This is a genomic window from Corynebacterium oculi (assembly GCF_001412105.1).
GTDB lineage: Bacteria > Actinomycetota > Actinomycetes > Mycobacteriales > Mycobacteriaceae > Corynebacterium > Corynebacterium oculi.
The window spans coordinates 521,885-544,682 of the sequence record NZ_LKST01000001.1 but is presented as its reverse complement, the minus strand read 5'-3'; the positions used below and the strand labels follow the sequence as shown (position 1 = coordinate 544,682).

The window sequence follows — 22,798 nt, the reverse complement described above, 5'->3', positions numbered from 1 at the left end:
TGCTCAGTTGATATGTGATGCCGGCGAAAAAATTAGGAGCGCGGGCGCAGGCTCGGCATGCCCAAGCCCACCCCCACGGGCGCGGTAGTGGGCGTGCGGCCGATCTCCGCCATGTCTCCCGCGCGGGTGCGGCGGTGCCACGCCACCCCGGAGTCCGCGATGAGGAAGAACGGGGTGGAATCCGTCACCGTCACCTCCACCACGTCGCCGGGGCGAATGGCCTCCGTGGCCCCCGAAGGATCAAAGTGCACCAGGCGGCCATCGCGGGCGCGCCCGGACATGCGCCGGGTGCGGTGATTCTTTCGCCCGGCCTGATCTTGCACGATGAGTTCCACCGCCGTGCCCATCAGGGCGGCGTTATCCTCCGCGCTAATCCTCTCTTGGAGGGCGATCAGCCGCTCGTAGCGCTCCTGCACCACTTCTTTGGGTACCTGGTTGCCCATCTCTGCCGCCGGGGTGCCGGGCCGGGGCGAGTACTGGAAGGTGAATGCGGAGGTAAAGCGGGCCTTTTCCACCACATCGAGGGTGGCCTGAAAGTCCTCCTCGGTCTCCCCGGGGAAGCCCACGATGATGTCCGTGGTGATCGCCGCGTGCGGAATCTTGGCCCGCACCTCCTCCAGGATGCCCAGGAACTTTCTGGTGCGATAGGAACGCCGCATGGACTTCAGTACCGCATCCGAGCCGGATTGCAGGGGCATGTGCAACTGCGGACACACGTTGGGAGTTTCCGCCATGGCGTCGATGACGTCCGAGGTGAACTCCGCCGGGTGGGGGCTGGTAAACCGCACCCGCTCCAGGCCCTCGATCTCCCCGCAGGCGCGCAGCAACTTGGAGAAGGCCGAGCGATCGCGCTCCAGATCGGGATCGGCAAAGTGCACGCCGTAGGCGTTGACGTTTTGCCCCAGTAGGGTCACCTCCGTGACCCCCTGATCCACCAGGGCCTGCACCTCCGCGAGAATATCGCCGGGACGGCGGTCTGCCTCCTTGCCGCGCAGCGAGGGAACAATGCAAAAGGTGCAGGTGTTATTGCACCCCACGGAGATGGATACCCACCCGGCATAGGCCGATTCCCGCTTGGCGGGCAGCACCGAGGGAAACTCCTCCAGCGCCTCCACGATCTCCACCTCGGCGCGATCATTGTGCTGGGCACGATCCAGCAGCGCCGGCAGCGAGCCAATGTTGTGCGTGCCAAACACCACGTCCACCCAGGGGGCCTTGTCCACCACCGTGGAGCGATCCTTCTGCGCAAGGCACCCACCCACGGCGATCTGCATTCCGGGGTGCTGATCCTTCACCTTTTTCAACTGCCCCAGGGAGCCATACAGGCGGTTATCCGCGTTTTCCCGCACGGCGCAGGTGTTATACACCACCAGATCCGCCTGGGCGTCGGTGGAGGCCGGAACGTATCCGGCTTCCTCCAAGAGACCGGCCAGACGCTCAGAATCATGCACGTTCATCTGGCACCCAAAGGTTTTCACCTCATAGGTGCGGGGGTGGGCTTCTTGCTTCATCACGGGCCACATTCTAATGGCCTGGACCGGTGAGAACCCAAACTCACCTAGCCCTCAAGTTCCCGGTATCGCTCCTCCACCGCCTCCCGCGCTAGGGCCAGGGATATTCCCTCGGAGAAGCCCCGGCGAGCCAACACGCCCACCACCCGGCGGAGATCCTTGTGCTTGCCCACATAGTCCTCCGGCACCTCCTTGATCCCACGTGCCTTCTTGCGCGCACAGGCCAGGGCGGTGGCGCGCTCCTCCTCCCGGGTGATCTGCGCCAGGGCCTCCTGGCGTTCCCCCGCCGCCACGCCCTTTTCCCGCAGTTCCCGGGCGAGGAGGCGGGTGGATTTGCCCCGCCTCCCGGAGCGTTGCCGCACCCACTCCCAGGCAAAAGCGGCATCGTCTACCAGGCCCGCCTCCTGCAAGTCATCCAGCACTGCGGCCACCAGGGCCGGATCGTGTTCCTTATCCAGCAGCCGTTCCTGTAGCTCGTGCCGGGATCGCGCCCGGTGATCCAGCAGCCGCAGCGCCGCCTCGCGCACCGTGGACTTGGACTGTTCCTCCTCGGCGTTAAAGAAACCCTGCGGCTGATAGTGAGCGATGGCGCTGCGCAGCCGCGCGAGTTTTTCTTCCTTGCTTTCTCGCTCCTCGCGGATCGCTTGCCTCGCTCTCTCAGACATGGTGGGATCAGTCCTCGTCGTCAAAGTCCACGTTGGGCACCACGTCCACAGGCTCGTCGCTCAATCCCTCGTTCGCACCTGCCGCTGAGCCTGCCGGGCCCTCTGCTCCTTCCGATTCCGGGTTCTCCCCCATGCCGAGCTTGGCCAGGATCTTCTGTTCGATCTCATCGGCCAGGGCGGTATTCTCCTTGAGATTCAGGCGCACCTTTTCCTTGCCCTGGCCCAGCTGATCGCCCTCGTAGGTGAACCAGGAGCCGGACTTTTTAATCACGCCGTTTTCCACGCCCATGTCGATGAGAGAGGACTCGCGGGAGATGCCCTCGCCATAGATGATGTCAAACTCCGCCACCTTGAAGGGCGGGGATACCTTGTTCTTGACCACCTTGATCTTGGTGCGGTTGCCAATGGCATCCTGGCCGTCTTTGAGGGTTTGGATACGGCGCACGTCGCACCGCACGGAGGCGTAGAACTTCAACGCCTTACCGCCCGTGGTGGTCTCCGGCGAGCCGAACATCACGCCGATCTTCTCGCGCAATTGGTTAATAAAGATGGCGGTGGTGCCGGAGTTATATAGCGCGCCCGTCATCTTCCGCAGCGCCTGGCTCATCAGGCGGGCCTGGAGGCCCACGTGGCTATCGCCCATCTCGCCCTCGATCTCCGCCTTGGGCGTCAGCGCCGCCACGGAGTCCACCACGATGATGTCAATGGCCCCGGAACGCACCAGCATGTCCGCGATCTCCAGGGCCTGCTCGCCGGTATCCGGCTGGGAGACCAGCAGGGCATCGGTATCCACGCCCAGTTTGCGGGCGTACTCGGGGTCGAGGGCGTGCTCGGCGTCGATAAACGCCGCAATGCCGCCGTCTTTTTGCGCGGAGGCAATCGCGTGCAGCGCCACGGTGGTTTTGCCCGAGGACTCCGGGCCGTAGATCTCCACGATCCGCCCACGGGGAAAGCCACCGACGCCCAGGGCAACGTCGATAGCCGTATTGCCGGAGGAAATGGCGCGCACCGGGGGGCGTTTATCCTCGCCCAGGCGCATCACGGCACCTTTGCCGAAGTCCTTTTCGATCAGCGCCAGGGCGGCGTCGAGAGCCTTCTGCCGATCCTCGCCGGTGCTCTTTGCGTTGGTGGTCTTTTTCTTTGCAGCCATTATCTTTAACCCTTCGGTGATCGCTGGAAGCCCTCACAGTTTAGACCGCCGCGGAACCATCGTGGTTCCCCCGCTAGCCTGGCCCTCACCCTAGACGGTGGGCGCGACAATTCCCGAACATACACGCACGCATGTTCGAATGGCAAACCCGCGAACCCCGCGCTCCACATTAAACGGTGTTCAAGGTAAGTTCTCTAGCATGAATCCCTCGCTTCGTTCCCTCACCGACCTCGCTCTGGCCGCCGTGTTTGCCGCGCTCATCATCGTGCTGGCCTTCGTCTCCATCCCCGTGGGCAGCGCGGGCGTGCCCATCGTGCTCCAAAACGCCGCGTTCATCCTCACCGGACTCGTCCTCGGGGCGCGCCGCGGCCTCATCACCGTGGCCATCTTCTTCGCCCTCGGCCTCGTTCTCCCCGTCCTCGCCGGGGGCCGCAGCATCACCGCCGCCCTCGCCGGCCCCACGGCGGGCTACATCATCGGCTATATCGTCTCCACCGCCCTCGCCGGGTTTCTCGCCTACCACCTGCGCGGCAACCGCTACCTCGCGCTGAGCATCGCCGCCATCGTCGCGCTGTTCTCGCAATACCTCTGCGGGGCCATCGGCCTCGTCCTACGCGCGGACATGTCCGTGGGTGCGGCTACCCTCTCGCAGGGTTCCTTCGTGCTTATCGACGCCCTCAAGCTCCTCGTGGTCATCGCCGTCGCGGCGACGATCCACGCCGCCCTGCCGCACCTGCTGCGCCCCGCCGCCCATGCCTGAGATTCAGTTCCGCGACGTCACCCTGGACTACGGCACCGGCCCGATCCTCCACCACGTCACCACCACGCTGCGCGAGCACCGCATCGGCATCATCGGGGCCAACGGCTCCGGAAAGTCCACCTTCGCCCGCATGATCAACAGCCTAGCCACCCCCACCAGCGGCGAGGTGCTTGTTGACGGCCTGAACGTGCGCAAACAGGGTAAGCAGGTGCGTCAACTGGTGGGCTTCATCTTTTCCGATGCCGATAACCAGATCATCATGCCCAATGTGCGCGATGACGTCGCCTTTTCCCTGCGCACCAACAAAACCCTCAGCAAGGCCCAGCGCCAGGAGCGCGCCGAGGCTGCCCTGGCGGAGATGGGGCTTACCGCGCACGCGGACTCCTCCCCGCACGTGCTCTCCGGTGGACAAAAGCAACTCCTCGCCCTGACCTCCGTGCTCATCTCCCGGCCCAGCCTCATCGTGGCCGATGAGCCCACCACCCTGCTCGACCTGCGCAATCGTCGCCTTATTCAAAGCCGCTTCGCCGCGCTGCGCCAGCAACTCATCGTGGTCACTCACGACCTCGACCTTCTCGCGGACTTCGATCGCGTGCTCTGCATCGACCAGGGCGGCATCGTTGACGACGGTACCCCCCACGAGGTCATTGAGGCATATAAAACCCGCATCGAGGCCGAGCAATGACCCCCCTGGGCGTGTACGTTCCCGGCCATTCCCCGGTGCACCGAGCGGGCGTGGACGCCAAGCTCCTCGCCGTGCTGGGATACGTGCTCGTGGGCGTCCTGGCCGTCCATTCCCTCCCTGCCGCCGCGCTCTACGTTCTGCCCTGCGCGCTGGGCTACGCACTGGCGCGCATCCCCCTCCCCGTGGCGTGGTCACAACTGTGGCCACCCCTGCCCGTGCTGCTCTTTCTCGGGGCGTTCCAGTGGTGGCAGCGCGGCGCGGAACACGCCGCCGTGCTCGTGATAACCCTGGGTTCCTCGCTCATGGCGGCCGCCCTGCTCACCCTGACCACCACCATCGCTGACCTCATGGAGGGGCTAGAAAAGGGACTCTCCCCACTGGCGCGCTGGGGGTTTCCCGCCGAGCGATTCTCCCTCGCGCTCTCGCTCACCCTGCGTATGATCCCGGTGCAGGTGGGCACCGTGCGGGAGGTGCTAGAGGCCCGCAGGGCGCGAGGAGCCGCGTGGAGCGCCCGCGCCTTCATTACCCCCGTGCTCATTCGATCCCTCAACCGCGCCCAGGCCATCGCGGAGGCCCTGTGGGCCCGCGGCGCGGGCGACGAGGAGCACTCACCTCGCCGCCCTGATATTTAAATCTCGCCTATTTAAATCTCGCCACGCAGTTCCTTCATGCGGCGAGCCACGGCGTCGTCCGCCGCCGAGGGGGCCTGCGCGCCGCCGGACTCGATCTGCTTGGCCTGCTCCTGGGTACCCGCGTTCATTTCGCGGCGGATCTGCTCCAACCGGGAATGCCCGGCCATCTGAATCCCGGCCTGCTGCACCTCTGCCATGCGCGCCTCCACGGAGTTCTCCGCAAGTTCCGCCTGGCCCAGGGCATGCGAGTAACGGCGCTCGATCTTATCGCGCACCTGATCCAGATTCGGCGTAGCACCGGAGGTCAAGGCGTTCATCGACTTGACCGACTCCGCCACCTTCTCCTGCATCTTCGCCTGCTCCAGCTGGCTGAGCAGCTTGGAGCGCTCGGCCACCTGCTGCTGTAACTTCGCAGAGTTGCGCTCCACCGCCTGCTTGGCCTGCTGCGCCTGCTGAATGGCCTGATCGTGGAGCTGCTTAGTGTCCTCCACGGACTGCTCGGCCGTGACCAACTGCGCGGCAAAGGCCTCGGCGGCGTTTTCATACTCCACGGCCTTCTTCTCATCGCCCTGGGCGCGGGCCTGATCGGCCAGTTGCAGCGCCTGCTTGGTATTGGCCTGGAGCTTCTCAATCTCCTCCAGACGGCGATTAAGCTGCATTTCTAATTGACGCTGATTACCAATCACCGCCGCGGCCTGCTTGGAGAGTTCCTGATGCTGCTTTTGGGCCTCCGCCATGGCTTGCTCGATCTGCACCTTGGGATCGGCGTTCTCCTCGATCTTGCTGTCAAAGAGCGCCATCAGGTACTTCCACGCCTTGCTGAACGGGTTTGCCATCGTCCGTGTTCCTCCTATTGTGCGTATCCAGTGTGAATAGTACCGCGTTTATTTCCGCGCCTCCCAGCGGGCCAACCGCGCACCCATGGAACCCACGTTCCCCGCTCAGCGGCACCGGGAACCGGGGGAGCAGAACCCCCGGTGGGAACAAAAACCCGGTGCGGCGAGTTACATAACATGATGGGTACACAAACCGCTACTTTGACCACCCGCCCCGCGGCCCCACGGACACCCCAGCGCAGGCGGCCCCGCCCGGAGCCCCTGCTGCGCGAGGCCCTTGGGGACGCCCTACGCGCCTTCCGCGCCGAACGGCGCATCACGCTGCGCGAGTTGGCGGAATCCGCGCGCGTCTCCCCCGGATACATCTCCGAGCTGGAGCGCGGCCGCAAGGAGGTCTCCTCCGAGCTTCTTGCCTCCGTGTGTCACGCCCTGGGAGTAACCGTGGCGGACGTGCTCATCGAGGCCGCAGGCTCCATGGCTCTGGGCGATGTGGCGGAGGAACTGGCCACGGGCGATCTCAGCGGGGCCGCCCCCAGGGAAACGCCCTAACCGGGCTACCGCCCCACGCCGCGCCCTCCCCGCGTGGAGGCGCTAGGTGCTCTTCGCGGCCGAGTGAACCAAGCGCAGCAGGCCATCCAGGGCAAGGCGCACGGATTCCTCCCGGATCGCGGCGCGATCCCTCGCCAGGTCATGACGCCGCGCCGTCCATAGGCCCGGGCCGTAATACCCCAGCCATACCTCGCCCACCGGATGCCCATCCTGGGGTTGCGGCCCGGCCACCCCGGTGAGCGCCACGGCCCAGGTCACCCCCAGTTTTTCCGCGCAGCCGCGGGCCATGTGCAGGGCCGTCTCCTTAGCCACCGGGCCATGATCGGCCAGTACCCCGGCGGGAACCCCGGCCAGGGATTCCTTCAGATCCGTGGCGTACACCACCAGGCCGCCGCGCAACACGGCGGAGGCCCCAGGGATCTCCGCGACGGTGGCGGCGGCCAACCCGGCGGTGAGGGATTCACACCAGCCGAGGGTTTCCCTACGACCACGCAGCGCAGCCACCACGTCTCCGGCGATGTCGCGCGCGGTAGCCTGCTCCCCGCGCCGGCCTCCATGACCCCCGAGCGCGGTCTCACCGACCACGCCGCTACCCCTCGGCTGGTTTTTGCCGCTGCGCGTCCACCACGTACTGCACCCCGGTGACCACGGTAACGGACACGGCCACCAGCATCACGCCGTAGGTGGGCCAATCCATCCACCCCGGCAGCGGGCACAGATACAGGGCCACGCCCAGGGATTGCAGCACGGTTTTCAGCTTGCCGCCCCTACTCGCCGGAACCACCTTGCCCCGGCGCAACAACACCATGCGCCACAGGGTGATGCCAAGCTCCCGCACCACGATCACCACGGTGATCCACACCGGCATGGCCCCGGTGAGGTTGAGGCACACCAGCGCGGTAATCATCAGAGCCTTATCCGCGATGGGATCGGCAATCTTGCCAAAGTCCGTGACCAACCCCCGCGACCTGGCAATATCGCCGTCGAGCTTGTCGGTCATCATCAGCGCCGCGAAGGTGCCAAAGGCCGCCCACATCCACCCGGTGTGGGTGTTATCCCCGCGCAGCGTGAGCCACGCAAACACGGGAACAAAAACGATGCGCAGGCACGTCAGCACGTTGGGCAGGTTCCAGTTCGATGGAGCCTGCACGGGGGACCCGCCGCTCGTCGTTGAGGCATTCACGCCCATCACTGTACCCCTTAGGGGTGCGCGGGTGCCCCCGTGGTCTGCTCGTTGCGCCTATCCCGCTTGTTCTTCCATAGCGAGGCCACCACCGTGACCACCAGCACACCCACGATCACCAGCAGGGAGGCCTCCGTGCTGATCTCCGGCACGCCGTGGACGGACTCTCCGCCATTGATGAAGGGCAGGTTGTTCTCGTGCAGGGCGTGGAAGATCAGCTTGATGCCGATGAATCCCAGGATGATCGAAAGCCCGTAGGAAAGATAGCCCAGGCGATCGAGCAGGCCGTCGAGCAGGAAGTAGAGCTGGCGCAGACCCAGCAGGGAGAAGGCGTTGGTGGTGAACACCAGGTAGGCCTCCTGGGTGACCCCGTAGATAGCCGGAATGGAATCCAGGGCGAACATCACGTCCACCATGCCAATGGCCACCAGCGCCACCATGAGCGGGGTGAAGTAGCGCTTGCCGTTCTTCTTCAGGGTGAGGTGATCGGACTCGTACGTTTCCGTCACCGGCACCACCTTGCGCACCAGCTTGATGACCCACATATCCTGCGGGTCCGTGGGCGGGGCATCGCGCACCTCGTCCAGGATCATCTTTGCCGCGGTAAACAGCAGGAAGATGCCGAAGAGGTAGAACACGTCCGACCACGCATTGATGATGGAGGCGCCCAGCAAGATAAAGACCAGCCGGAACACCAGGGCCAAGGCGATGCCGATCAGCAGCACCTTTTGCTGGTATTTCCGGGGAATCTGGAAGGCACCCATGATGAGGGCAAAGACAAAAAGGTTATCCACGGAAAGCGCTTTTTCCGTGACATAGCCGGTGAGATACTCTATGCCGTGCTGGTGGTCCCACACCGCGTACACGAAGCCGCCAAAGGCCAGGGCCAGCAGCACGTAGACTACCGACCACCAGGCGGATTCCTTGATCGTGGGCTCGTGGGGGGTACGCACGTGGGAGTAAAAATCGAAAATAAAAAGACCGAGGATCACCAAACAGGTGGCTCCCCAGATCCATAGCGGAACAGTCATGCTGACACGCAGCCTCTGGTTCGGTGGAAAGATAACCGGAGGTCTCCCCCACTCGCCACGAAGCCGAGCCAGCATGACCGGGGACTTCGCCGCGCCTTCACCCGGCAGCCGCAAAGCCATCCGTGTTGACGATCAATGCTGTGGGCGGGGTACTCCCCTCCTATGGCGGATTAGTTTAGCACTAGAAGGCTCCGCCGGTGGGATTATAGGTGGCGCTCACGCTGCGCGCCTCGCTCCCGGAACCATCGGCCCCCTCAGCGCCCCCTCCATGTCCCTGCGCCGCGGGGGCGTCGAAAGTCTCCTCCTTGGGCGCCTCGGCGGGATCGGCCCCCTTAATCATCCACACGATAGTGTCCAATTCCTCGGGCTTGACCAGCACCTCGCGGGCCTTGGAGCCCTCGGAGGGGCCCACCACGCCGCGCGATTCCATGAGATCCATGAGGCGCCCGGCCTTGGCAAAGCCGATGCGCAGCTTGCGCTGCAACATGGAGGTGGAACCCAGCTGGGAGGTCACCACCAGTTCCACGGCCTCCAGGAGGTCATCCATGTCCTTTCCGATGTCCTCGTCAATCTCCTTTTTCTCCGCGGCTTTCTCCTCGGTCACGCCCTCGGTGTAATCCGGCTCGGCCTGCTCCTTGGCGGCCTCCACCACCCGCTGAATCTCCTCGTCGGTAACAAAGGAGCCCTGCAAGCGCTGCGGCTTCCCCGCGCCCTGAGGGATAAAGAGGGCGTCGCCCATGCCGATGAGTTTTTCCGCCCCGCCCTGATCCAGGATCACGCGGGAATCCGTGAGAGAGGAGGTGGCGAAGGCCAACCGGGAGGGCACGTTGGTCTTAATCAGGCCGGTCACCACGTCCACCGAGGGGCGCTGGGTGGCCAGCACCAGGTGGATACCCGCCGCGCGCGCCTTCTGGGTGATCCGCACGATGGATTCCTCGATCTCCTTCGGGGCCGTCATCATGAGGTCGGCCAGCTCGTCCACCACGCACACGATGAAGGGATAGGGCCGGTACTCGCGCTGGGAGCCCGCCGGGGCCTGGATCTCCCCGGAGCGCACCTTGCGGTTGAAGTCCTTGATGTGCCGCACGCGGGCGGCCTTCATGTCCATGTAGCGCTGTTCCATCTCCTCCACCAGCCATTGCAGGGCGGCGGAGGCCTTCTTCGGCTGCGTGATGATCGGCGTAATCAGGTGGGGAATCCCCTCGTAGGGGGTCAATTCCACCATCTTGGGATCCACCAGGATCAGACGCACCTCCTCCGGGGTGGCGCGGGTGAGAAGGGAAACCAGCATCGAGTTCACAAAGGCGGACTTGCCCGAGCCGGTGGAGCCGGCCACCAAGAGGTGCGGCATCTTCTGCACGGAGGCGGAGATGAAATCACCCTCGATGTCCTTGCCCAGGCCAATGAGCATCGGATCCTTGTTGTCCACCGTGGCCGGGGCGTTGAGCACATCGGCCAGGCGCACCATCTCCCGATCCGTATTGGGCACCTCGATGCCCACGGCGGACTTGCCCGGAATCGGCGTGAGCAGCCGCACGTTATCCGTGGCCACCGCGTAGGCCAGGTTCGATTGCAGGTTAGTGATCTTGGAGACCTTCACGCCCGGCCCCAGTTCCACCTCGTAGCGCGTCACCGTGGGCCCGCGCGAGAAGCCGGTCACCGCCGCATTCACCTTGAATTCCTCAAACACCGCCGTGATCGCCTCGATCATGCGATCGTTGGCCTCGGAGCGCTCGCGGGGCGGTTCCCCGACGATCAGCAGCTCCGTGGAGGGCAGGGCATAGTCGCTTTCCGACGCCCCCGTGGCCGCCGCGGGGGGCAGGAACTCCTCGTCCTCCCCGTCCTCCTCCGGTTCCGTCACCACGGGCGCGGGCGCGGGGGGCGGCGTCGGCTCGGCGGCGCGGCGCGGCGCGGCTCCCCCAGAGCGCGCGATGATGGCCTGGCGGATGGACTCTCGGCTGGTGGTGACCGCATCGCGGGGGACCTCAGGGGTTTCTTCCGGCGGCTCGGTCTCCTCAAAGTCCAGGGCCGGGAACTCGTCGGTATCGGCCACCGAGGGGGAGGCCTGCGCGCGCCTCTTCCGGCCAAAGAGCCCCTCGGGATCAGGTTCCCGCTCCTCAACGTCCTCGGGGGGAAGGTCATAACCGCGCGGGGCGGGGCGCTTGGGGGCGCGCGGCGCGCGAGGCTCTCGGGGGTTCGGGGTGGCCGGTTGAGCCTCCGGGCGCACGCGACGCTCCAATTCCTCGTCCACGTGGGAGTAGGCGTCCTCGGGTTCCTCCTCCCTATCCGCGTTAGCGGAGCTGCGGATCAGCTCCACCACGTAGTCATAGCCCTCCCTCACGGTAATACCCGTGACCTTGAGCGCGCCATAGAAAATCACCAGCGCCAGGATGGGAATGGCCAGGTAACGGCTAAATCCCACGGCCAAGACGCCGCCGGTATAGGCTCCCACCAACCCCCCGGCGGCGTCCCTCCCGGTCGCCTCGGCCGGATCGCCGGCGAGCAGGTGAATCAGCCCCAGCATCGCCACCGCGATGAGCGCGGTGCCGCCGGTCACGCGCACCATCACCTCCTTGGGCTGGCGTATTCCCATCATCAGCGCCACGGCCACCGCCACCAGGGCGATGGGAAGCACAAAGGCCCCGGCCCCGATCACGGCGTGCACTCCCCTGGCGATGAACTCCCCGATGGGGCCGGCCACGTCGAACCACACCGAGGCTCCCAGCACCACGGCCACCCCGATGAGGCTCAGGCCGATGCCGTCGGAGTGCTCGCGCACGCTCTCGGCCAAGCCTACGGAGGGAGCGGCGTTCTCCTTCTCCGGCTCCTCCTCATAGTTTTCCTTGGCAGCGGCCTTCTTCTTGGGCTTTGCGGGTTTCCTGCTCATATCCTCCGATTTTTCTTCTGGTGTGTGCGCGCCACCGAGGCGGCGGGTGAGCCTTCCCACCCCGCCGGCGGCCGCGCCAAAGAGGGACTTCACTCCGCTGCTCACGGCTCCCACCGCGCTCCCGGTGCGCTCTTGCGAGGTTTCGGCGGCGCGGAAGGCCGCCGTGGCGGGGACACCACGATCACGCGAGATGACCGCGGTGCGCTCCTCTAGGCGGCGGGTTTCACCCGGGCGGGTACCGGAGCGGCGCGGTTTCCGGGTGGACGAACTCGTGGCAGACATGCGCACCAGGATAGTTCCTCTAGCCCCATGATTCACATGCGCCACACCAGCGCGCTAAAAACTTTTCCGTATCCCCCAGTCACCCCTGGAGGCTTGACTCGGAGCCTTCGCCCTCGTTCCCCTCCACCGTCACCTCCGCCGCGGAACGCCCGTAGCACCACAGCAAGATCTCGCCGGGCTCACCCTGCACCCGCGTCACCGCATCACCCTTGGCCGCCACCCCGCGCCGATCCGCCGCCACGATGGGACGCATACCGCGCCCCTCCAGCACCACCGGGCGCGGGTTGCGGCGCAGTATCATCGGCGCCATGCGCCCGCAATACCCCCACAACAACTCGTTGACCCGCCGGGAGAAATCCCGGGGCTCCACCTCTCCCCCACCCCGGCGCACGTCCTCGTGATGGACGAAGTGCTCGACGGTGTTGAAGGGGACGTCGATAAGCCGCGCCGGAGACAGCCTGCCGGGGCCGGAACCCCACTCGCGCACCACGGACTCATACGGACGGGACTTCTGGCGGCGCGTGAGCGATTCCAGGTGCCCGTTGAGAAAGCCAAGAACCATTCCCGCCGAGGCATCGGGGCGGCATTCCCGCAGCCACAGGTGCACCGCCAGATCGTGCGTTACCCACCCCTCGCACAGCGTGGGCGCCTCCGGCCCCACTTCCAGCAATAAATCGCGCAGTTTGGCGCGCTCGGCGCTCGCAAAAGACATGCGCCCCAGCATAGGCCGGGGCGCATGAGCGTGCAGGGTTTAGAGGGATTCGCGGGTGGAATCCACGTCCGAGTCGGCCACGGGGCCACCCTGATCCGAGCTCATGGGGATCACCGTGGGCATAATCATCGGCTCGCGCCGCCACTTCTGCTCCACAAAGCGCGAGACCTTGCGGCGCAACTGCTGCACCATGCGGTAGGGATCATTCTCCCCCTCCGCCGCCAAATCATTCAGGGTGCTCTCCGCCAACTCCCGAACCTGCGGAACCATGGAGCGGTCATCCTCGGCAAAGCCCTTGGTCTGCACCGTGGGCGCCTCCAGGAGGCGGCCGGTGCGGTTATCAATCACGGCGGTGATGCTCATGATGCCGCCCTCGCCCAGGGAGGTACGATCCGCCAACACATCCGAGTCCACCTCGCCCATGGTCACGCCATCGACGTAGAGGTGCCCCACCGGGATCTGGCCCACCACCTTGGCGTGGCCGTTGACCAGGTCCACCACCACGCCGTTTTGCGCGAGCACCGTGTGATCCTCCCGCACGCCGGTGGCGATGGCCAGCTCCTTGTTCGCCCGCAGATGCCGCCACTCGCCGTGCACCGGCATGGCGTTGCGGGGGCGCGCCGCGTTCCAGAGGAAGAGCAGCTCGCCCGAGTAGCCATGACCCGAGGTGTGCACCTTGGCGTCCCGGCCGGTGACCACCGTGGCACCGATCTGGAAAAGCATGTTAATCACGCCGAACACGGCCTCCTCGTTGCCCGGCACCAGGGAGGAGGACAAGATGATGAGGTCACCCTCGCGCACCGTGATCTGGCGATGCTCGCGGCGAGCCATGCGCGAAAGCGCCGCCATCGGCTCACCCTGCGTACCCGTGGTCACCAGCAGCACCTTGTGCGGGGCCATCTTGGCGGCATCGTCCATGGAGACGATGGTGCCGCGCGGGGCCTTGAGGTAGCCGAGTTTCTCCGCGATCTCCATGTTGCGGATCATGGAGCGGCCGTTGAAGGCCACCTTGCGGCCCGCCGCCACCGCCGCGTCCACGGCGGCCTGCACGCGGTACACGTTCGAGGCGAAGGAAGCCAGAATCACGCGCTGCTTGGCCTCCCCGATCAGGCGCTTGAGCGTGGGGGCGATCTCCGCCTCCGAACCCGAGACGCCGGGGGTGGTGGCGTTGGTGGAATCGCACAGCATGAGATCCACGCCCTCGTCGCCAAAGCGAGACAGCGCGGGCAAATCGGTGGGACGACCATCGGTGGGGGTCTGATCCACCTTGATGTCGCCGGTGTGGATCACCAGGCCCGCGCCCGTCTTGATCGCGATGCCCAGGCAATCCGGCACGGAGTGATTCACGTGCCAGAAGCGCAGGTTGAAGGGGCCGCGATTCTCGTTGGAATCCTCGTTGATCTCGATCAGCTTCGGCCGCTGGCGGTGCTCCTTGCACTTGGCGGCGATCAGGGCCACCGTGAACCGGGAGGCCAGGATCGGGATATCCGCGCGCAGCTTCAGCAGCCACGGGATCGCGCCGATGTGATCCTCGTGCCCGTGGGTAATCACCAGGGCCTCCACCCGATCCAGGTGCTTTTCGATGGGCCCAAAGTCCGGCAAGATCAGATCCACGCCCGGCTCGCTGGAGGTGGGGAACAAAACGCCACAGTCCACGATGAGCAGGCGGTTATTGTACTCGAACACCGTCATGTTGCGGCCGATCTCGGAGATGCCGCCGAGGGCGTAGATGCGCAGGCCGTTCTTGGGGGCCTTGGGCGGTGCGGGCAGGCGCTTGGTGAGGTCCGCTCCCTGCATGGACTTCACCACATTGCGGCGGTTGCCACCATTGCCGCCCTGTCCGCCGTTATTGTTGCGACCACCGCGACGGCCCCGGCCGCCGCGCTTGTTGCCGCCATTGCCCCCGCCCTGGGAGCGCGGGGCGGAATCGTTCTTTGCGCCGTTGCCGTTCCCCTCGTTCTTCTCCGGGGCCTGGAACACCGGGGCTTCCTCCGGGGGGCCGGCCTTGCGGGTTACCTTGCGGGAGCGGTTTCGGGTTTCGCTCATATTTATAGAACTCCAGCTTTCTGCATATCACGGCGGAGTTCCTCCACCTGCTGCGAGGTCGGAGCGACCACGGGCAGGCGGGGATCCCCTACCTCGATGCCCTGCACGCGCAGGGCAGCCTTAGCGAGGCTGACCCCGCCCAGGCGAACCTGGGCGCGGATCAGCGGATTCAGTGTGGCGTTGATTTCTCTAGCTCGAACGAGGTCGCCTTCCTCGAAACTGGTGTGCAGCAAGCGAAGTTGCGGGGCCGCCACATGCCCGATCACGGAGATGAAGCCGCTCGCGCCCAGGGATAGCCAGGGCAGGTTCAGCGGATCATCGCCGGAGTACCAGGCCAGGCCGGTCTCCTGGATCAGGGGGGCGGCGGTGGCCAGATCCCCCTTGGCGTCCTTCACGGCCATCACCGTGGGCAGTTCCGCCAGGCGGCGAATGGTATCCGCCTCGATGGGGATGCCGCTGCGCCCGGGAATGTCGTAGAGGCAGATGGGGAGATCCGTGGCACCCGCCACGGCCTCGAAGTGCCGGTACACCCCCTCCTGGCTGGGCTTGGAGTAGTACGGGGTGACCACGAGCAGGGAGTCCGCGCCCGCCTCGGCCGAGGCCTGGGCGAGGCTTATCGACGCCCGCGTATCATACGTTCCCGCGCCCGCGACGATGCGCGCGCGGTCGCCCACTTCCTGCTTGACTGCGGTGAGCAGGCGCAGCTTTTCTTCCACGGTCACCGTGGGGGATTCCCCCGTGGTGCCGCCGAGAACGAGGGAGTCGCATCCGCTGTCCACCAGGTGGGCGGCCAGCCGGCAACCAGCATCAACATCAAGGTCACCCTCCTTGGTCAGGGGGGTGACCATCGCAACGCTGACCGTGCCGAAGTGCTCGACTCCCGCCTTCGCTGTCAATCCTGTGCTCATGCCCATAAACACTACAGTCTCGGCGGGAATAACGGCACAACGCCCCACGGTTAATCCGCCCCGTAGGCGCTTTCCACCCCCGGCGGGCCGTCGGCGGCCGGAACCTCCTCGACGTCGATGAACAGCGCCGGAGCCACCGGCCGCAGGGCCCCCAGCAGGGCCGAGGCCAGGCTGCGCCACTCGGAATCCGCGTGCTCGGCGCCAAAGCTCAGCATGACCGCGCGCCACGCCTGCATGGAGCCGGTGACCACCAGGGAGGTCGCCACCGCCACCGGCACCACCGCGTGCGCGGCCTGGTGCGCCTGACGCGCCGCCCACACGGCATCGCTATGCTGCGCCTCCTGCTCCCCCAGCCCCTCCACGATCTGCCCGTAGGCAAAATGCGCCTCGTCCATCGTTCTCAGAAAAAGCGTGCGCAGGGCCTCATCCTGCGCGATCACCGGCGGAATCACCACCTCCGTGCGTTCCGCGTCCATGGGCGGGGTGGCCCTGGTGACGGTGAGGTCCTCCCGGCAGGCCAGGGTGTCCACGCACCGCCGCGATAACCCGGTGATGTACACCGTGACCGTGGCGTGCGCCATGAGATCCCAGCGGGCCACCTCCTGAAGATGCCGCAGGTACGCCGCCGTGCCCCGGGTACGCGGGCGGGGCTGATCCAGGCTTCCCGATTCCAGCCTTCCCGCGAACTCCACCGCGGCCTCCGCCGCCGTGGCCCCTTCCTCCGGGCGCCAGGGCGTATCCCCCGGGACGGTCAACGCGGGGGCGCTGAGCACCCGCACCCGCAACGTCGCCTGCCGTACCACGCTAGAGCCCCAAGTAAGAGTCCAGGCCCACCGTCAACCCACGGTGCTCGGCCACCTTGCGCACCCCGAGCACCACGCCGGGGACAAAGGAGGTGCGATCGTAGGAATCCTGGCGGATCGTGAGCGTCTGCCCCTGGGTACCAAAGATGATCTCCTCGTGGGCGTTCATGCCCTGCATGCGCACCGCGTGCACCGGGATGCCGTCCACGGCGGCCCCCCGGGAGCCGTCGAGAGCCTGCTCGGTGGCGTCCGGTGCGGGGGCCATGCCCGCCTCCCGACGCGCCCGCGCGATTCCCTGCGCGGTGTGCACGGCCGTGCCGGAAGGGGCGTCGAGCTTATTGGGGTGATGATACTCCACCACCTCCGCCGACTCAAAATACGTGGCGGCCTGGCGGGCAAAGGCCATAGCGAGCACAGCCGAAACGGCGAAGTTCGGGGCGATGAGCACGCCCACCTCCGGGTTGCCCTCGCACCAGCTGCGCACCTGGTCTAGGCGCTGCTCATCGAATCCGGTGGTGCCCACCACGCAATGAATCCCCCGCTCAATGCAGAACTCCAGGTTGCCCATCACCTGATCGGGCACCGTGAAGTCCACGATCACCTCTACCCCGGCGTCCACCAGTTCCTGCTTATCGTCCCCGTGATCCAGGGCCGCGGCCAGTTCCAAGCCCTCGGCATCCTTGATCCCGGTCACGATGGTGGAGCCCACGCGGCCCTTGGCGCCCAGAACGCCAACCTTGATCGTCATGTGTTTCCTCCTCGGAGATATTTTTATGCTCCCACCACGCTAGCGCAGGCGATCCGCCCGCACCCCGTGGCACGCACAAGGGCCTCGCCGCGTTTTCCTCGGGAGTGATTCCCGGGGCGCGGCGAGGCCCTACGTGCTGGGGTTCCGGGGCGGTTACTTCTCCGCCACCGGCACCAGGGAAAGCTTGCCGCGGTTATCAATATCCGCGATTTCCACTTCCACCTTGTCCCCGACGTTAATCACGTCCTCCACCTTATCAATGCGCTTGTTGCCGCCCAGGTTGGAAATGTGGATCAGACCGTCGCGCCCCGGGGCGATGGACACGAAGGCACCAAAGGCCACGGTCTTGACCACGGTGCCCAGGAAGCGCTCGCCCACCTTGGGCAGCTGCGGGTTGGCGATGCTGTTGATCTTCTCCACGGCGGCGTCGGCGGCGTCCCCGCTGGTGGCGGAGACGTACACGGTGCCGTCCTCCTCGATGGAGACCTCCGCGCCGGTTTCCTCCGTGATCGCGTTGATGGTCTTGCCCTTGGGGCCGATCAGCTCGCCGATCTTGTTCACCGGCACGCTGACGGTGACGATCTTGGGTGCAAGGCCGCTCATCTCATCGGGACTATCGATGACCTCCATCATCGTGTCCAGGATCGTCAGGCGCGCCTCGCGGGCCTGATCCAGGGCGGAGGCCAGCACCTTGGAGGGAATGCCGTCGAGCTTGGTGTCCAGTTGCAGGGCGGTGATGAACTCACCGGTGCCGGCCACCTTGAAGTCCATGTCGCCGAAGGCATCCTCCGCGCCCAGGATGTCCGTGAGCGCCACGTACTGCGTCTTGCCCTCCACCTCGCCGGAAACCAGGCCCATGGCGATGCCCGCCACCGGGGCCTTCAGCGGCACGCCGGCGTTGTACAGGGACAGCACGGAGGCGCACACCGATCCCATCGAGGTGGAGCCGTTTGAGCCCAGGGCCTCGGAAACCTGGCGAATGGTGTACGGAAACTCCTCGCGGGAGGGGATCACCGGAACCACCGCGCGCTCCGCCAGAGCACCGTGGCCGATCTCGCGGCGCTTGGGCGAGCCCACCCGGCCGGTCTCGCCCGTGGAGTAGGGCGGGAAGTTGTAGTGGTGAATGTAGCGCTTGGACTTCACCGGGGTCAGCGAGTCAATCTGCTGCTCCATCTTGAGCATGTCCAGGGTGGTCACGCCCAGGATCTGCGTCTCGCCCCGCTCGAACAGGGAGGAGCCGTGGGCGCGCGGCACCAGATCCACCTCCACCCCGAGGTCGCGGATGTCGGTGAGGCCGCGGCCATCGATGCGGAAGCCGTCGGTGAGGATCATCTCCCGCACGATCTCCTTCATCACCGCGCCGTAGGCGGCGCGAATCTGCTTGGCGGCCTCCTCCGGCTCCTCGTCCTGCGCAAAGCGATCCAGCAGTTGCTCCTCCACCTCGGCGTAGAAGGCGTCGGTGGCCTCGTCGCGCTCCTGCTTGCCGGCGATGGTGAGCAGCTTGCGCAGCTTCTTGGCGGCCTTCTTTTCCACCGCATCGTGAATCTCCTCGCTGTAGGAGGGGAAGAGCGGGAACTCGCGTTCCTCCTTGGCCGCGCGCTCGGCCAGGCCCTCCTGGGCGCGGCAGAGCGTGGCCAGGAAGGGCTTGGCGGCCTCCAGGCCCTCGGCCACCACGGACTCCGTGGGGGCGGGCGCTCCCTGGGAAATGCGCTCCACCACGGTCTCTCCCGCGCCGGCCTCCACCATCATGATCGCCACGTCTTCTACCGTGCGGCGGCCCTGGCGGCGCTTGACGATGCGCCCGGCCACCACCAGCTCAAAGAGGGCGTCCTCGTGCTGCTGCGCCGTGGGGAAGGCCACCCACTGCCCCTGGGGGTGCTCCTCATCGGCCAGCAGAGCCATGCGCACGCCCGCCACCGCGCCGGAGACCGGCAGGCCGGAGAGCTGCGTGGCGGCGGAAGCGCCGTTGATGGCCACCACGTCATAGAAGTCCTCGGGAGCCTGGGACATCACGGTAATCACAATCTGCACCTCGTTGCGCAGCCCCTTGGTGAAGGTGGGGCGCAGCGGGCGATCGATCAGGCGGCAGGCCAACACGGCGTCCGTGCTGGGGCGTCCCTCGCGGCGGAAGAAGGAGCCGGGAATCCGCCCGGCGGCGTACATGCGCTCCTCCACGTCCACGGTCAGGGGGAAGAAGTCCAGCCCCTCGCGCGGCTTGCTCGACGCCGTGGTGGTGGCCAGCAGCATCGTGTCCTCGTCGAGGTAGGTGGTCACCGAGCCGTCGGCCTGGCGGGCCAACTGGCCCGTTTCAAAACGCACCTCGCGGGTGCCAAAGTCACCGTTATCTATGGTGGCCACGGCCTCGGTGATGCCGTATTCCTCGTCGAAATTGAATTCGAGGTTCTTTTCCACGTTCTTCAGCGGGTTATTTTCGTTCTTCCTGCCGGGATTCGGCTTCCCGGACTGAGACTTCCTAGGCAAAGGGGTGCCCTCCTATAGGCATACATAGCGTGATGGCGATCGTCGGTGCCGCCTTCATCCTCGTGCGTGCTATGAACAACGCTCACCCTAACACGCCCACGCGCAGACACGCACCCCGCCGCACCATGACAAACACGGTGCGGCGGGGTGCGTTATGCCTCTGGCCGATACGCCTCTCGGCGCCTCTTATCGGCGGCTTCTATCGGCGCAAGCCCAGGCGGGAGATCAGATCGCGGTAGCGATCCACGTTCGTCTCCGCCAGGTAGTTGAGCAGGCCACGACGCCGACCCACCATCAGCAGCAGGCCGCGGCGGGAGTGGTGATCGTGCTTGTGGCTCTTCAGGTGCTCGGTGAGGTTGGAGATACGCTCGGTGAGCAGCGCCACCTGCGCCTCGGGGGAGCCGGTATCGGTCTCATGGAGGCCGTACTCGGACAGGATTTCCTTCTTCTTCTCAGCGCCCAGGGACATTGAGATCATCACCTCTTGGTTATTTCAGTCCACACGAAAAAACAATCCGGGCAACTACTGTGGACCGCAGTTGCCAGACCGCGCTACAGGATAGCAGGTTTTATTCCTCCACAGAAACCCTGCCCCAGGAATCCGGGTACAAATACTTCTTCATGGCCAGGAACCACACCACCCCGGCGATCATCACCACGCCCAGGAGCAGGAAGATCACCGAGTAGTTGGCCGCCTCCCCCGCCGTGGCCCCGGTCACCGTCACGTCTCCGAACACCACGCCGGTCATCAGGCTGCTCACCAGGGCCACACCGATGGAGGGCGAGACCACCATCGCGAGGTCGTTGAGCCCCACCGCGCGCCCGGACTCGGAAACATCCACCGTCCCCACCACCGTGTCCACCGCCGGGGAGTACAGCATGGAAATGCCGCCGAAGAACAGCACCGCGCACAGGCCCACCGCCCAGATCCCCGATTCCAAGGTAAAGGCAGCCAACAAGCAGCTCAGGATCATCAGGCTCACCGCCAGGAGGATTCCCGGCCCGCGCCCAATCCACCCCACGATGTTCCCGGAGAGCATGCCCGTGACCCCTCCAATGAGGTTGGCCCAGATGAGCACAAAGGCCATGCCCGCGGCGTCGTAACCGTAAAGCTGAGCGCCCACCTCCTTGAACAAGGGGTTCATGGCGAACTGGGCCGCGTAGAAGATCAAGACCAACGAGACCGCCACCAGGTAGGCGCGGTTACGGAAGAACTCCGGGGTGATAAAGGCGTGGGACGCCACGCTGATGTACACGCCAAAGCACACCGCCAACAGCACAAAGGCAATTCCCCACGTCCAGGAGAACTCGGACATGAACATCACCAAGCTGCCCACCGTCGCGGAGACGAGGAGGAAGCCCACCACGTCGATGCGGCGCCCCTCACCGCGCACGTCGGGCAAATTGCGATACAGGCAGGGAAGGAAGATCACCGAGAGCAGAGGGATAGCAAAGAGCCACACCCAGCTGATCTTGCTGAGCTGCCCCGCCGCCACCAGGCCGACCGCCGTGGAGAACTGATACGCGGCAGTAAACAGGCCAAAGTACACCGCCTTCTTGGGGCCCGGGACGTATTTGGTGGTCACCACCAAAAACACCGAGCCGGCCACCTGGCACCCGGCGGTTTGAATCACGCGCGCGATAATCACCAGCCAGATCGAGGCCGTGGAAAACAGGCCCAGCACCGAACCCACCACGATGAGCGCCATGCCCACCATCATCATGCGCCGCAGGGAGACGAAATCCCCCAGGGAGCCGTAGATCACGCATACCACGCCCAGCACCACGCCGGGCAGGGAGGTAATCAGGGCCGCCTACCCCGGGGCCCCAAGATCCTGGCCGATGTCCGGAAACACAAAGTTAAAGGAGTGCAGGCACAGGATTCCAAAGACAAAGACGCAGAGGAGCCCGGGGATGGCCGTCATGGCGTTGCGCTGCACCTGGGGGTCTACCTGCGGGGCGGGGGCGCTCATCGGAGCACCGAACCAATGCGCTCCATGAACTCCCTCAGAAAGCGCGGGGCGTCCACCGCCACGGCGGCCCGCGAGGTGCGCTCGGGGTGGTTCAGCCGCTTCTCATCACCGATGGTGCGCCCGCGCGTGGGCCCCTCCAGATCCACCTTGAGGTTGATCGGCAGCAGGGTCACCAGGGAGGGATCCACCGCCACGGCCACCGCCAGCGGATCGTGGAGTCCGCAGCCGCCAAGGTAGGGCGCGGTGGTCTCGTAAGCCTTGATGTAGTAGTCCGTGATGTCCGCCAGGGCGCGGCCCGCCTCGGTGCCCAGCTCGCGCCACTGGCGAGTCTCCGCGTAGGTGAGCAGGGTTTGCAGGGTCACGTCCAGGCCGATCATGGTCACGTCCGCCCCGGAGCGCAGCAGGGCATCGGCGGCCTCCGGGTCCTGGCTGATATTGGCCTCCGTCCAGGCATTGACGTTGCCGGGCACCGTGAGCGCGCCGCCCATGATGATGATGTGGGCGGCGCGGGCAAAGTCGGGATCCTGGGCGATCGCGGCGGCGAGGTTGGTCATGGGGCCGGTGGCCACGATCACCAGATCCTCGCCGTGCTCGCGCACGGAGTTCACCAGGAAGTCCACAGCCCCGCGCTTCTCCACCGAGCGCGGCGAGGGGGAGAGTTCTACCTCCCCGATGCCGTTCTTGCCGTGGATAAAGGCGGAGATGTCCAAGACCTCAAAGCTGTCCTTGGCCTGCGCGTGCGGCTCCCCCACGAACACCGGCACCTCAGCGTGCCCCAGCAGGTCAAGCAGCGCGAGGTTATTGGCGGCGCCCTGCTCGATGAGCACGTTGCCATACGTGCAGGTCACTCCTATAAGTTCGAGCTCCGGGGAGCCCAGTGCATAGGCCAGGGCCAGGGCGTCATCGACGCCGGTATCCAGGTCAAGGATGATTTTACGTGCCACGGGGTGTACTCC

General features: G+C 65.8%; 22 protein-coding genes. 4 read left to right on the top strand and 18 right to left on the bottom strand.

Annotated elements, in window-relative coordinates:
* Positions 1-32: 32 nt before the first annotated feature.
* Genes miaB through recA form a run of 3 tightly spaced genes read right to left on the bottom strand, consistent with a single transcriptional unit; the run spans position 33 to position 3,326 of the window.
* On the bottom strand, positions 33-1,523 hold the full coding sequence (miaB, locus tag Cocul_RS02565) for a tRNA (N6-isopentenyl adenosine(37)-C2)-methylthiotransferase MiaB (protein WP_055121730.1): 1,491 nt from the start codon (positions 1,521-1,523) through the stop codon (positions 33-35).
* 35 nt (positions 1,524-1,558) lie between these two features.
* Positions 1,559-2,176: a regulatory protein RecX gene (locus Cocul_RS02560; RefSeq protein ID WP_055121729.1), complete on the bottom strand. Its 618-nt coding sequence runs from the start codon at positions 2,174-2,176 to the stop codon at positions 1,559-1,561.
* A gap of 7 nt (positions 2,177-2,183) precedes the next feature.
* A complete protein-coding gene (gene recA, locus Cocul_RS02555) occupies positions 2,184-3,326 on the bottom strand; it encodes a recombinase RecA (protein ID WP_055121728.1) in 1,143 nt (380 codons plus the stop codon).
* A gap of 199 nt (positions 3,327-3,525) precedes the next feature.
* On the opposite strand from recA, the gene Cocul_RS02550 reads away from it, so the two are divergent.
* Genes Cocul_RS02550 through Cocul_RS02540 form a run of 3 tightly spaced genes read left to right on the top strand, consistent with a single transcriptional unit; the run spans position 3,526 to position 5,403 of the window.
* Entirely contained in the window at positions 3,526-4,086 is a 561-nt protein-coding gene (locus tag Cocul_RS02550) for a biotin transporter BioY (protein WP_055121727.1), read from the top strand.
* Positions 4,079-4,771: an energy-coupling factor ABC transporter ATP-binding protein gene (locus Cocul_RS02545; RefSeq protein WP_055121726.1), complete on the top strand. Its 693-nt coding sequence runs from the start codon at positions 4,079-4,081 to the stop codon at positions 4,769-4,771. The genes Cocul_RS02550 and Cocul_RS02545 overlap by 8 nt, the downstream gene beginning before the upstream one ends.
* The gene (locus Cocul_RS02540) at positions 4,768-5,403 is read left to right on the top strand and encodes an energy-coupling factor transporter transmembrane component T family protein (RefSeq protein WP_055121725.1); all 636 of its coding nucleotides are present in this window, start codon (positions 4,768-4,770) and stop codon (positions 5,401-5,403) included. The genes Cocul_RS02545 and Cocul_RS02540 overlap by 4 nt, the downstream gene beginning before the upstream one ends.
* Before the next feature lie 11 nt (positions 5,404-5,414).
* Here the strand turns inward: Cocul_RS02540 and Cocul_RS02535 are convergent, their stop codons facing one another.
* Positions 5,415-6,239, bottom strand: coding sequence for a PspA/IM30 family protein (locus Cocul_RS02535; RefSeq protein ID WP_055121724.1), 825 nt, complete (start codon positions 6,237-6,239; stop codon positions 5,415-5,417).
* 177 nt (positions 6,240-6,416) lie between these two features.
* Between Cocul_RS02535 and Cocul_RS02530 the strand changes: the two genes are divergently transcribed.
* A complete protein-coding gene (locus Cocul_RS02530; protein ID WP_425388762.1) occupies positions 6,417-6,788 on the top strand; it encodes a helix-turn-helix domain-containing protein in 372 nt (123 codons plus the stop codon).
* Between the two features lie 42 nt (positions 6,789-6,830).
* Here Cocul_RS02530 and Cocul_RS02525 read toward each other — a convergent pair whose 3' ends face one another.
* From Cocul_RS02525 to Cocul_RS02465, 14 genes are all read right to left on the bottom strand, one after another.
* Positions 6,831-7,307 (bottom strand): CinA family protein, encoded by a 477-nt coding sequence (locus Cocul_RS02525; protein ID WP_055122014.1) that lies wholly within the window; start codon positions 7,305-7,307, stop codon positions 6,831-6,833.
* 70 nt (positions 7,308-7,377) lie between these two features.
* The gene (pgsA, locus tag Cocul_RS02520) at positions 7,378-7,977 is read right to left on the bottom strand and encodes a CDP-diacylglycerol--glycerol-3-phosphate 3-phosphatidyltransferase (protein ID WP_055121723.1); all 600 of its coding nucleotides are present in this window, start codon (positions 7,975-7,977) and stop codon (positions 7,378-7,380) included.
* A gap of 11 nt (positions 7,978-7,988) precedes the next feature.
* Positions 7,989-9,002, bottom strand: a complete 1,014-nt coding sequence (locus tag Cocul_RS02515) for a TerC family protein (RefSeq protein ID WP_055121722.1) — start codon at positions 9,000-9,002, stop codon at positions 7,989-7,991.
* 181 nt (positions 9,003-9,183) lie between these two features.
* Positions 9,184-12,171, bottom strand: a complete 2,988-nt coding sequence (locus Cocul_RS02510; protein ID WP_082422117.1) for an FtsK/SpoIIIE family DNA translocase — start codon at positions 12,169-12,171, stop codon at positions 9,184-9,186.
* A 79-nt stretch (positions 12,172-12,250) separates the two neighbouring features.
* Entirely contained in the window at positions 12,251-12,883 is a 633-nt protein-coding gene (locus Cocul_RS02505; protein WP_245622073.1) for a TIGR03085 family metal-binding protein, read from the bottom strand.
* A gap of 39 nt (positions 12,884-12,922) precedes the next feature.
* Positions 12,923-14,929: a ribonuclease J gene (locus Cocul_RS02500; RefSeq protein ID WP_055121720.1), complete on the bottom strand. Its 2,007-nt coding sequence runs from the start codon at positions 14,927-14,929 to the stop codon at positions 12,923-12,925.
* 2 nt (positions 14,930-14,931) lie between these two features.
* A complete protein-coding gene (dapA, locus tag Cocul_RS02495) occupies positions 14,932-15,837 on the bottom strand; it encodes a 4-hydroxy-tetrahydrodipicolinate synthase (RefSeq protein WP_055121719.1) in 906 nt (301 codons plus the stop codon).
* 50 nt (positions 15,838-15,887) lie between these two features.
* On the bottom strand, positions 15,888-16,640 hold the full coding sequence (locus tag Cocul_RS02490) for an FAD-dependent thymidylate synthase (protein ID WP_069723545.1): 753 nt from the start codon (positions 16,638-16,640) through the stop codon (positions 15,888-15,890).
* Between the two features lies 1 nt (position 16,641).
* Positions 16,642-17,388 (bottom strand): 4-hydroxy-tetrahydrodipicolinate reductase, encoded by a 747-nt coding sequence (gene dapB, locus Cocul_RS02485; RefSeq protein ID WP_055121717.1) that lies wholly within the window; start codon positions 17,386-17,388, stop codon positions 16,642-16,644.
* Between the two features lie 153 nt (positions 17,389-17,541).
* Positions 17,542-19,809 (bottom strand): polyribonucleotide nucleotidyltransferase, encoded by a 2,268-nt coding sequence (locus Cocul_RS02480; protein WP_055122012.1) that lies wholly within the window; start codon positions 19,807-19,809, stop codon positions 17,542-17,544.
* Positions 19,810-20,068: 259 nt separating this feature from the next.
* Positions 20,069-20,338 (bottom strand): 30S ribosomal protein S15, encoded by a 270-nt coding sequence (rpsO, locus tag Cocul_RS02475; protein ID WP_055121716.1) that lies wholly within the window; start codon positions 20,336-20,338, stop codon positions 20,069-20,071.
* Positions 20,339-20,438: 100 nt separating this feature from the next.
* A complete protein-coding gene (locus Cocul_RS02470; RefSeq protein ID WP_342669499.1) occupies positions 20,439-21,674 on the bottom strand; it encodes an MFS transporter in 1,236 nt (411 codons plus the stop codon).
* Positions 21,675-21,683: 9 nt separating this feature from the next.
* Positions 21,684-21,842 carry a hypothetical protein gene (locus Cocul_RS12585; protein WP_211257084.1) on the bottom strand — a complete coding sequence of 53 codons (159 nt, stop codon included), beginning with the start codon at positions 21,840-21,842 and terminating at the stop codon, positions 21,684-21,686.
* Complete coding sequence (locus Cocul_RS02465; protein WP_055121715.1) at positions 21,839-22,786, bottom strand: nucleoside hydrolase; 948 nt, start codon at positions 22,784-22,786, stop codon at positions 21,839-21,841. Before Cocul_RS02465 ends, Cocul_RS12585 begins: the two co-directional genes overlap by 4 nt.
* Positions 22,787-22,798: the final 12 nt, after the last annotated feature.

What these genes read in the sequence shown, in the direction of transcription:
- Cocul_RS02510 (WP_082422117.1), bottom strand. Translation starts at nt 12,171, where the DNA reads ATGTCTGCCACGAGTTCGTCCACCCGGAAACCGCGCCGCTCCGGTACC.
- dapB (WP_055121717.1), bottom strand. Translation starts at nt 17,388, where the DNA reads ATGACGATCAAGGTTGGCGTTCTGGGCGCCAAGGGCCGCGTGGGCTCC.
- Cocul_RS12585 (WP_211257084.1), bottom strand. Translation starts at nt 21,842, where the DNA reads ATGAGCGCCCCCGCCCCGCAGGTAGACCCCCAGGTGCAGCGCAACGCC.
- Cocul_RS02505 (WP_245622073.1), bottom strand. Translation starts at nt 12,883, where the DNA reads ATGTCTTTTGCGAGCGCCGAGCGCGCCAAACTGCGCGATTTATTGCTG.
- miaB (WP_055121730.1), bottom strand. Translation starts at nt 1,523, where the DNA reads ATGTGGCCCGTGATGAAGCAAGAAGCCCACCCCCGCACCTATGAGGTG.
- Cocul_RS02550 (WP_055121727.1), top strand. Translation starts at nt 3,526, where the DNA reads ATGAATCCCTCGCTTCGTTCCCTCACCGACCTCGCTCTGGCCGCCGTG.
- pgsA (WP_055121723.1), bottom strand. Translation starts at nt 7,977, where the DNA reads ATGGGCGTGAATGCCTCAACGACGAGCGGCGGGTCCCCCGTGCAGGCT.
- Cocul_RS02500 (WP_055121720.1), bottom strand. Translation starts at nt 14,929, where the DNA reads ATGAGCGAAACCCGAAACCGCTCCCGCAAGGTAACCCGCAAGGCCGGC.
- Cocul_RS02545 (WP_055121726.1), top strand. Translation starts at nt 4,079, where the DNA reads ATGCCTGAGATTCAGTTCCGCGACGTCACCCTGGACTACGGCACCGGC.
- dapA (WP_055121719.1), bottom strand. Translation starts at nt 15,837, where the DNA reads ATGAGCACAGGATTGACAGCGAAGGCGGGAGTCGAGCACTTCGGCACG.
- Cocul_RS02560 (WP_055121729.1), bottom strand. Translation starts at nt 2,176, where the DNA reads ATGTCTGAGAGAGCGAGGCAAGCGATCCGCGAGGAGCGAGAAAGCAAG.
- Cocul_RS02535 (WP_055121724.1), bottom strand. Translation starts at nt 6,239, where the DNA reads ATGGCAAACCCGTTCAGCAAGGCGTGGAAGTACCTGATGGCGCTCTTT.
- rpsO (WP_055121716.1), bottom strand. Translation starts at nt 20,338, where the DNA reads ATGTCCCTGGGCGCTGAGAAGAAGAAGGAAATCCTGTCCGAGTACGGC.
- Cocul_RS02540 (WP_055121725.1), top strand. Translation starts at nt 4,768, where the DNA reads ATGACCCCCCTGGGCGTGTACGTTCCCGGCCATTCCCCGGTGCACCGA.
- recA (WP_055121728.1), bottom strand. Translation starts at nt 3,326, where the DNA reads ATGGCTGCAAAGAAAAAGACCACCAACGCAAAGAGCACCGGCGAGGAT.
- Cocul_RS02530 (WP_425388762.1), top strand. Translation starts at nt 6,417, where the DNA reads ATGATGGGTACACAAACCGCTACTTTGACCACCCGCCCCGCGGCCCCA.
- Cocul_RS02515 (WP_055121722.1), bottom strand. Translation starts at nt 9,002, where the DNA reads ATGACTGTTCCGCTATGGATCTGGGGAGCCACCTGTTTGGTGATCCTC.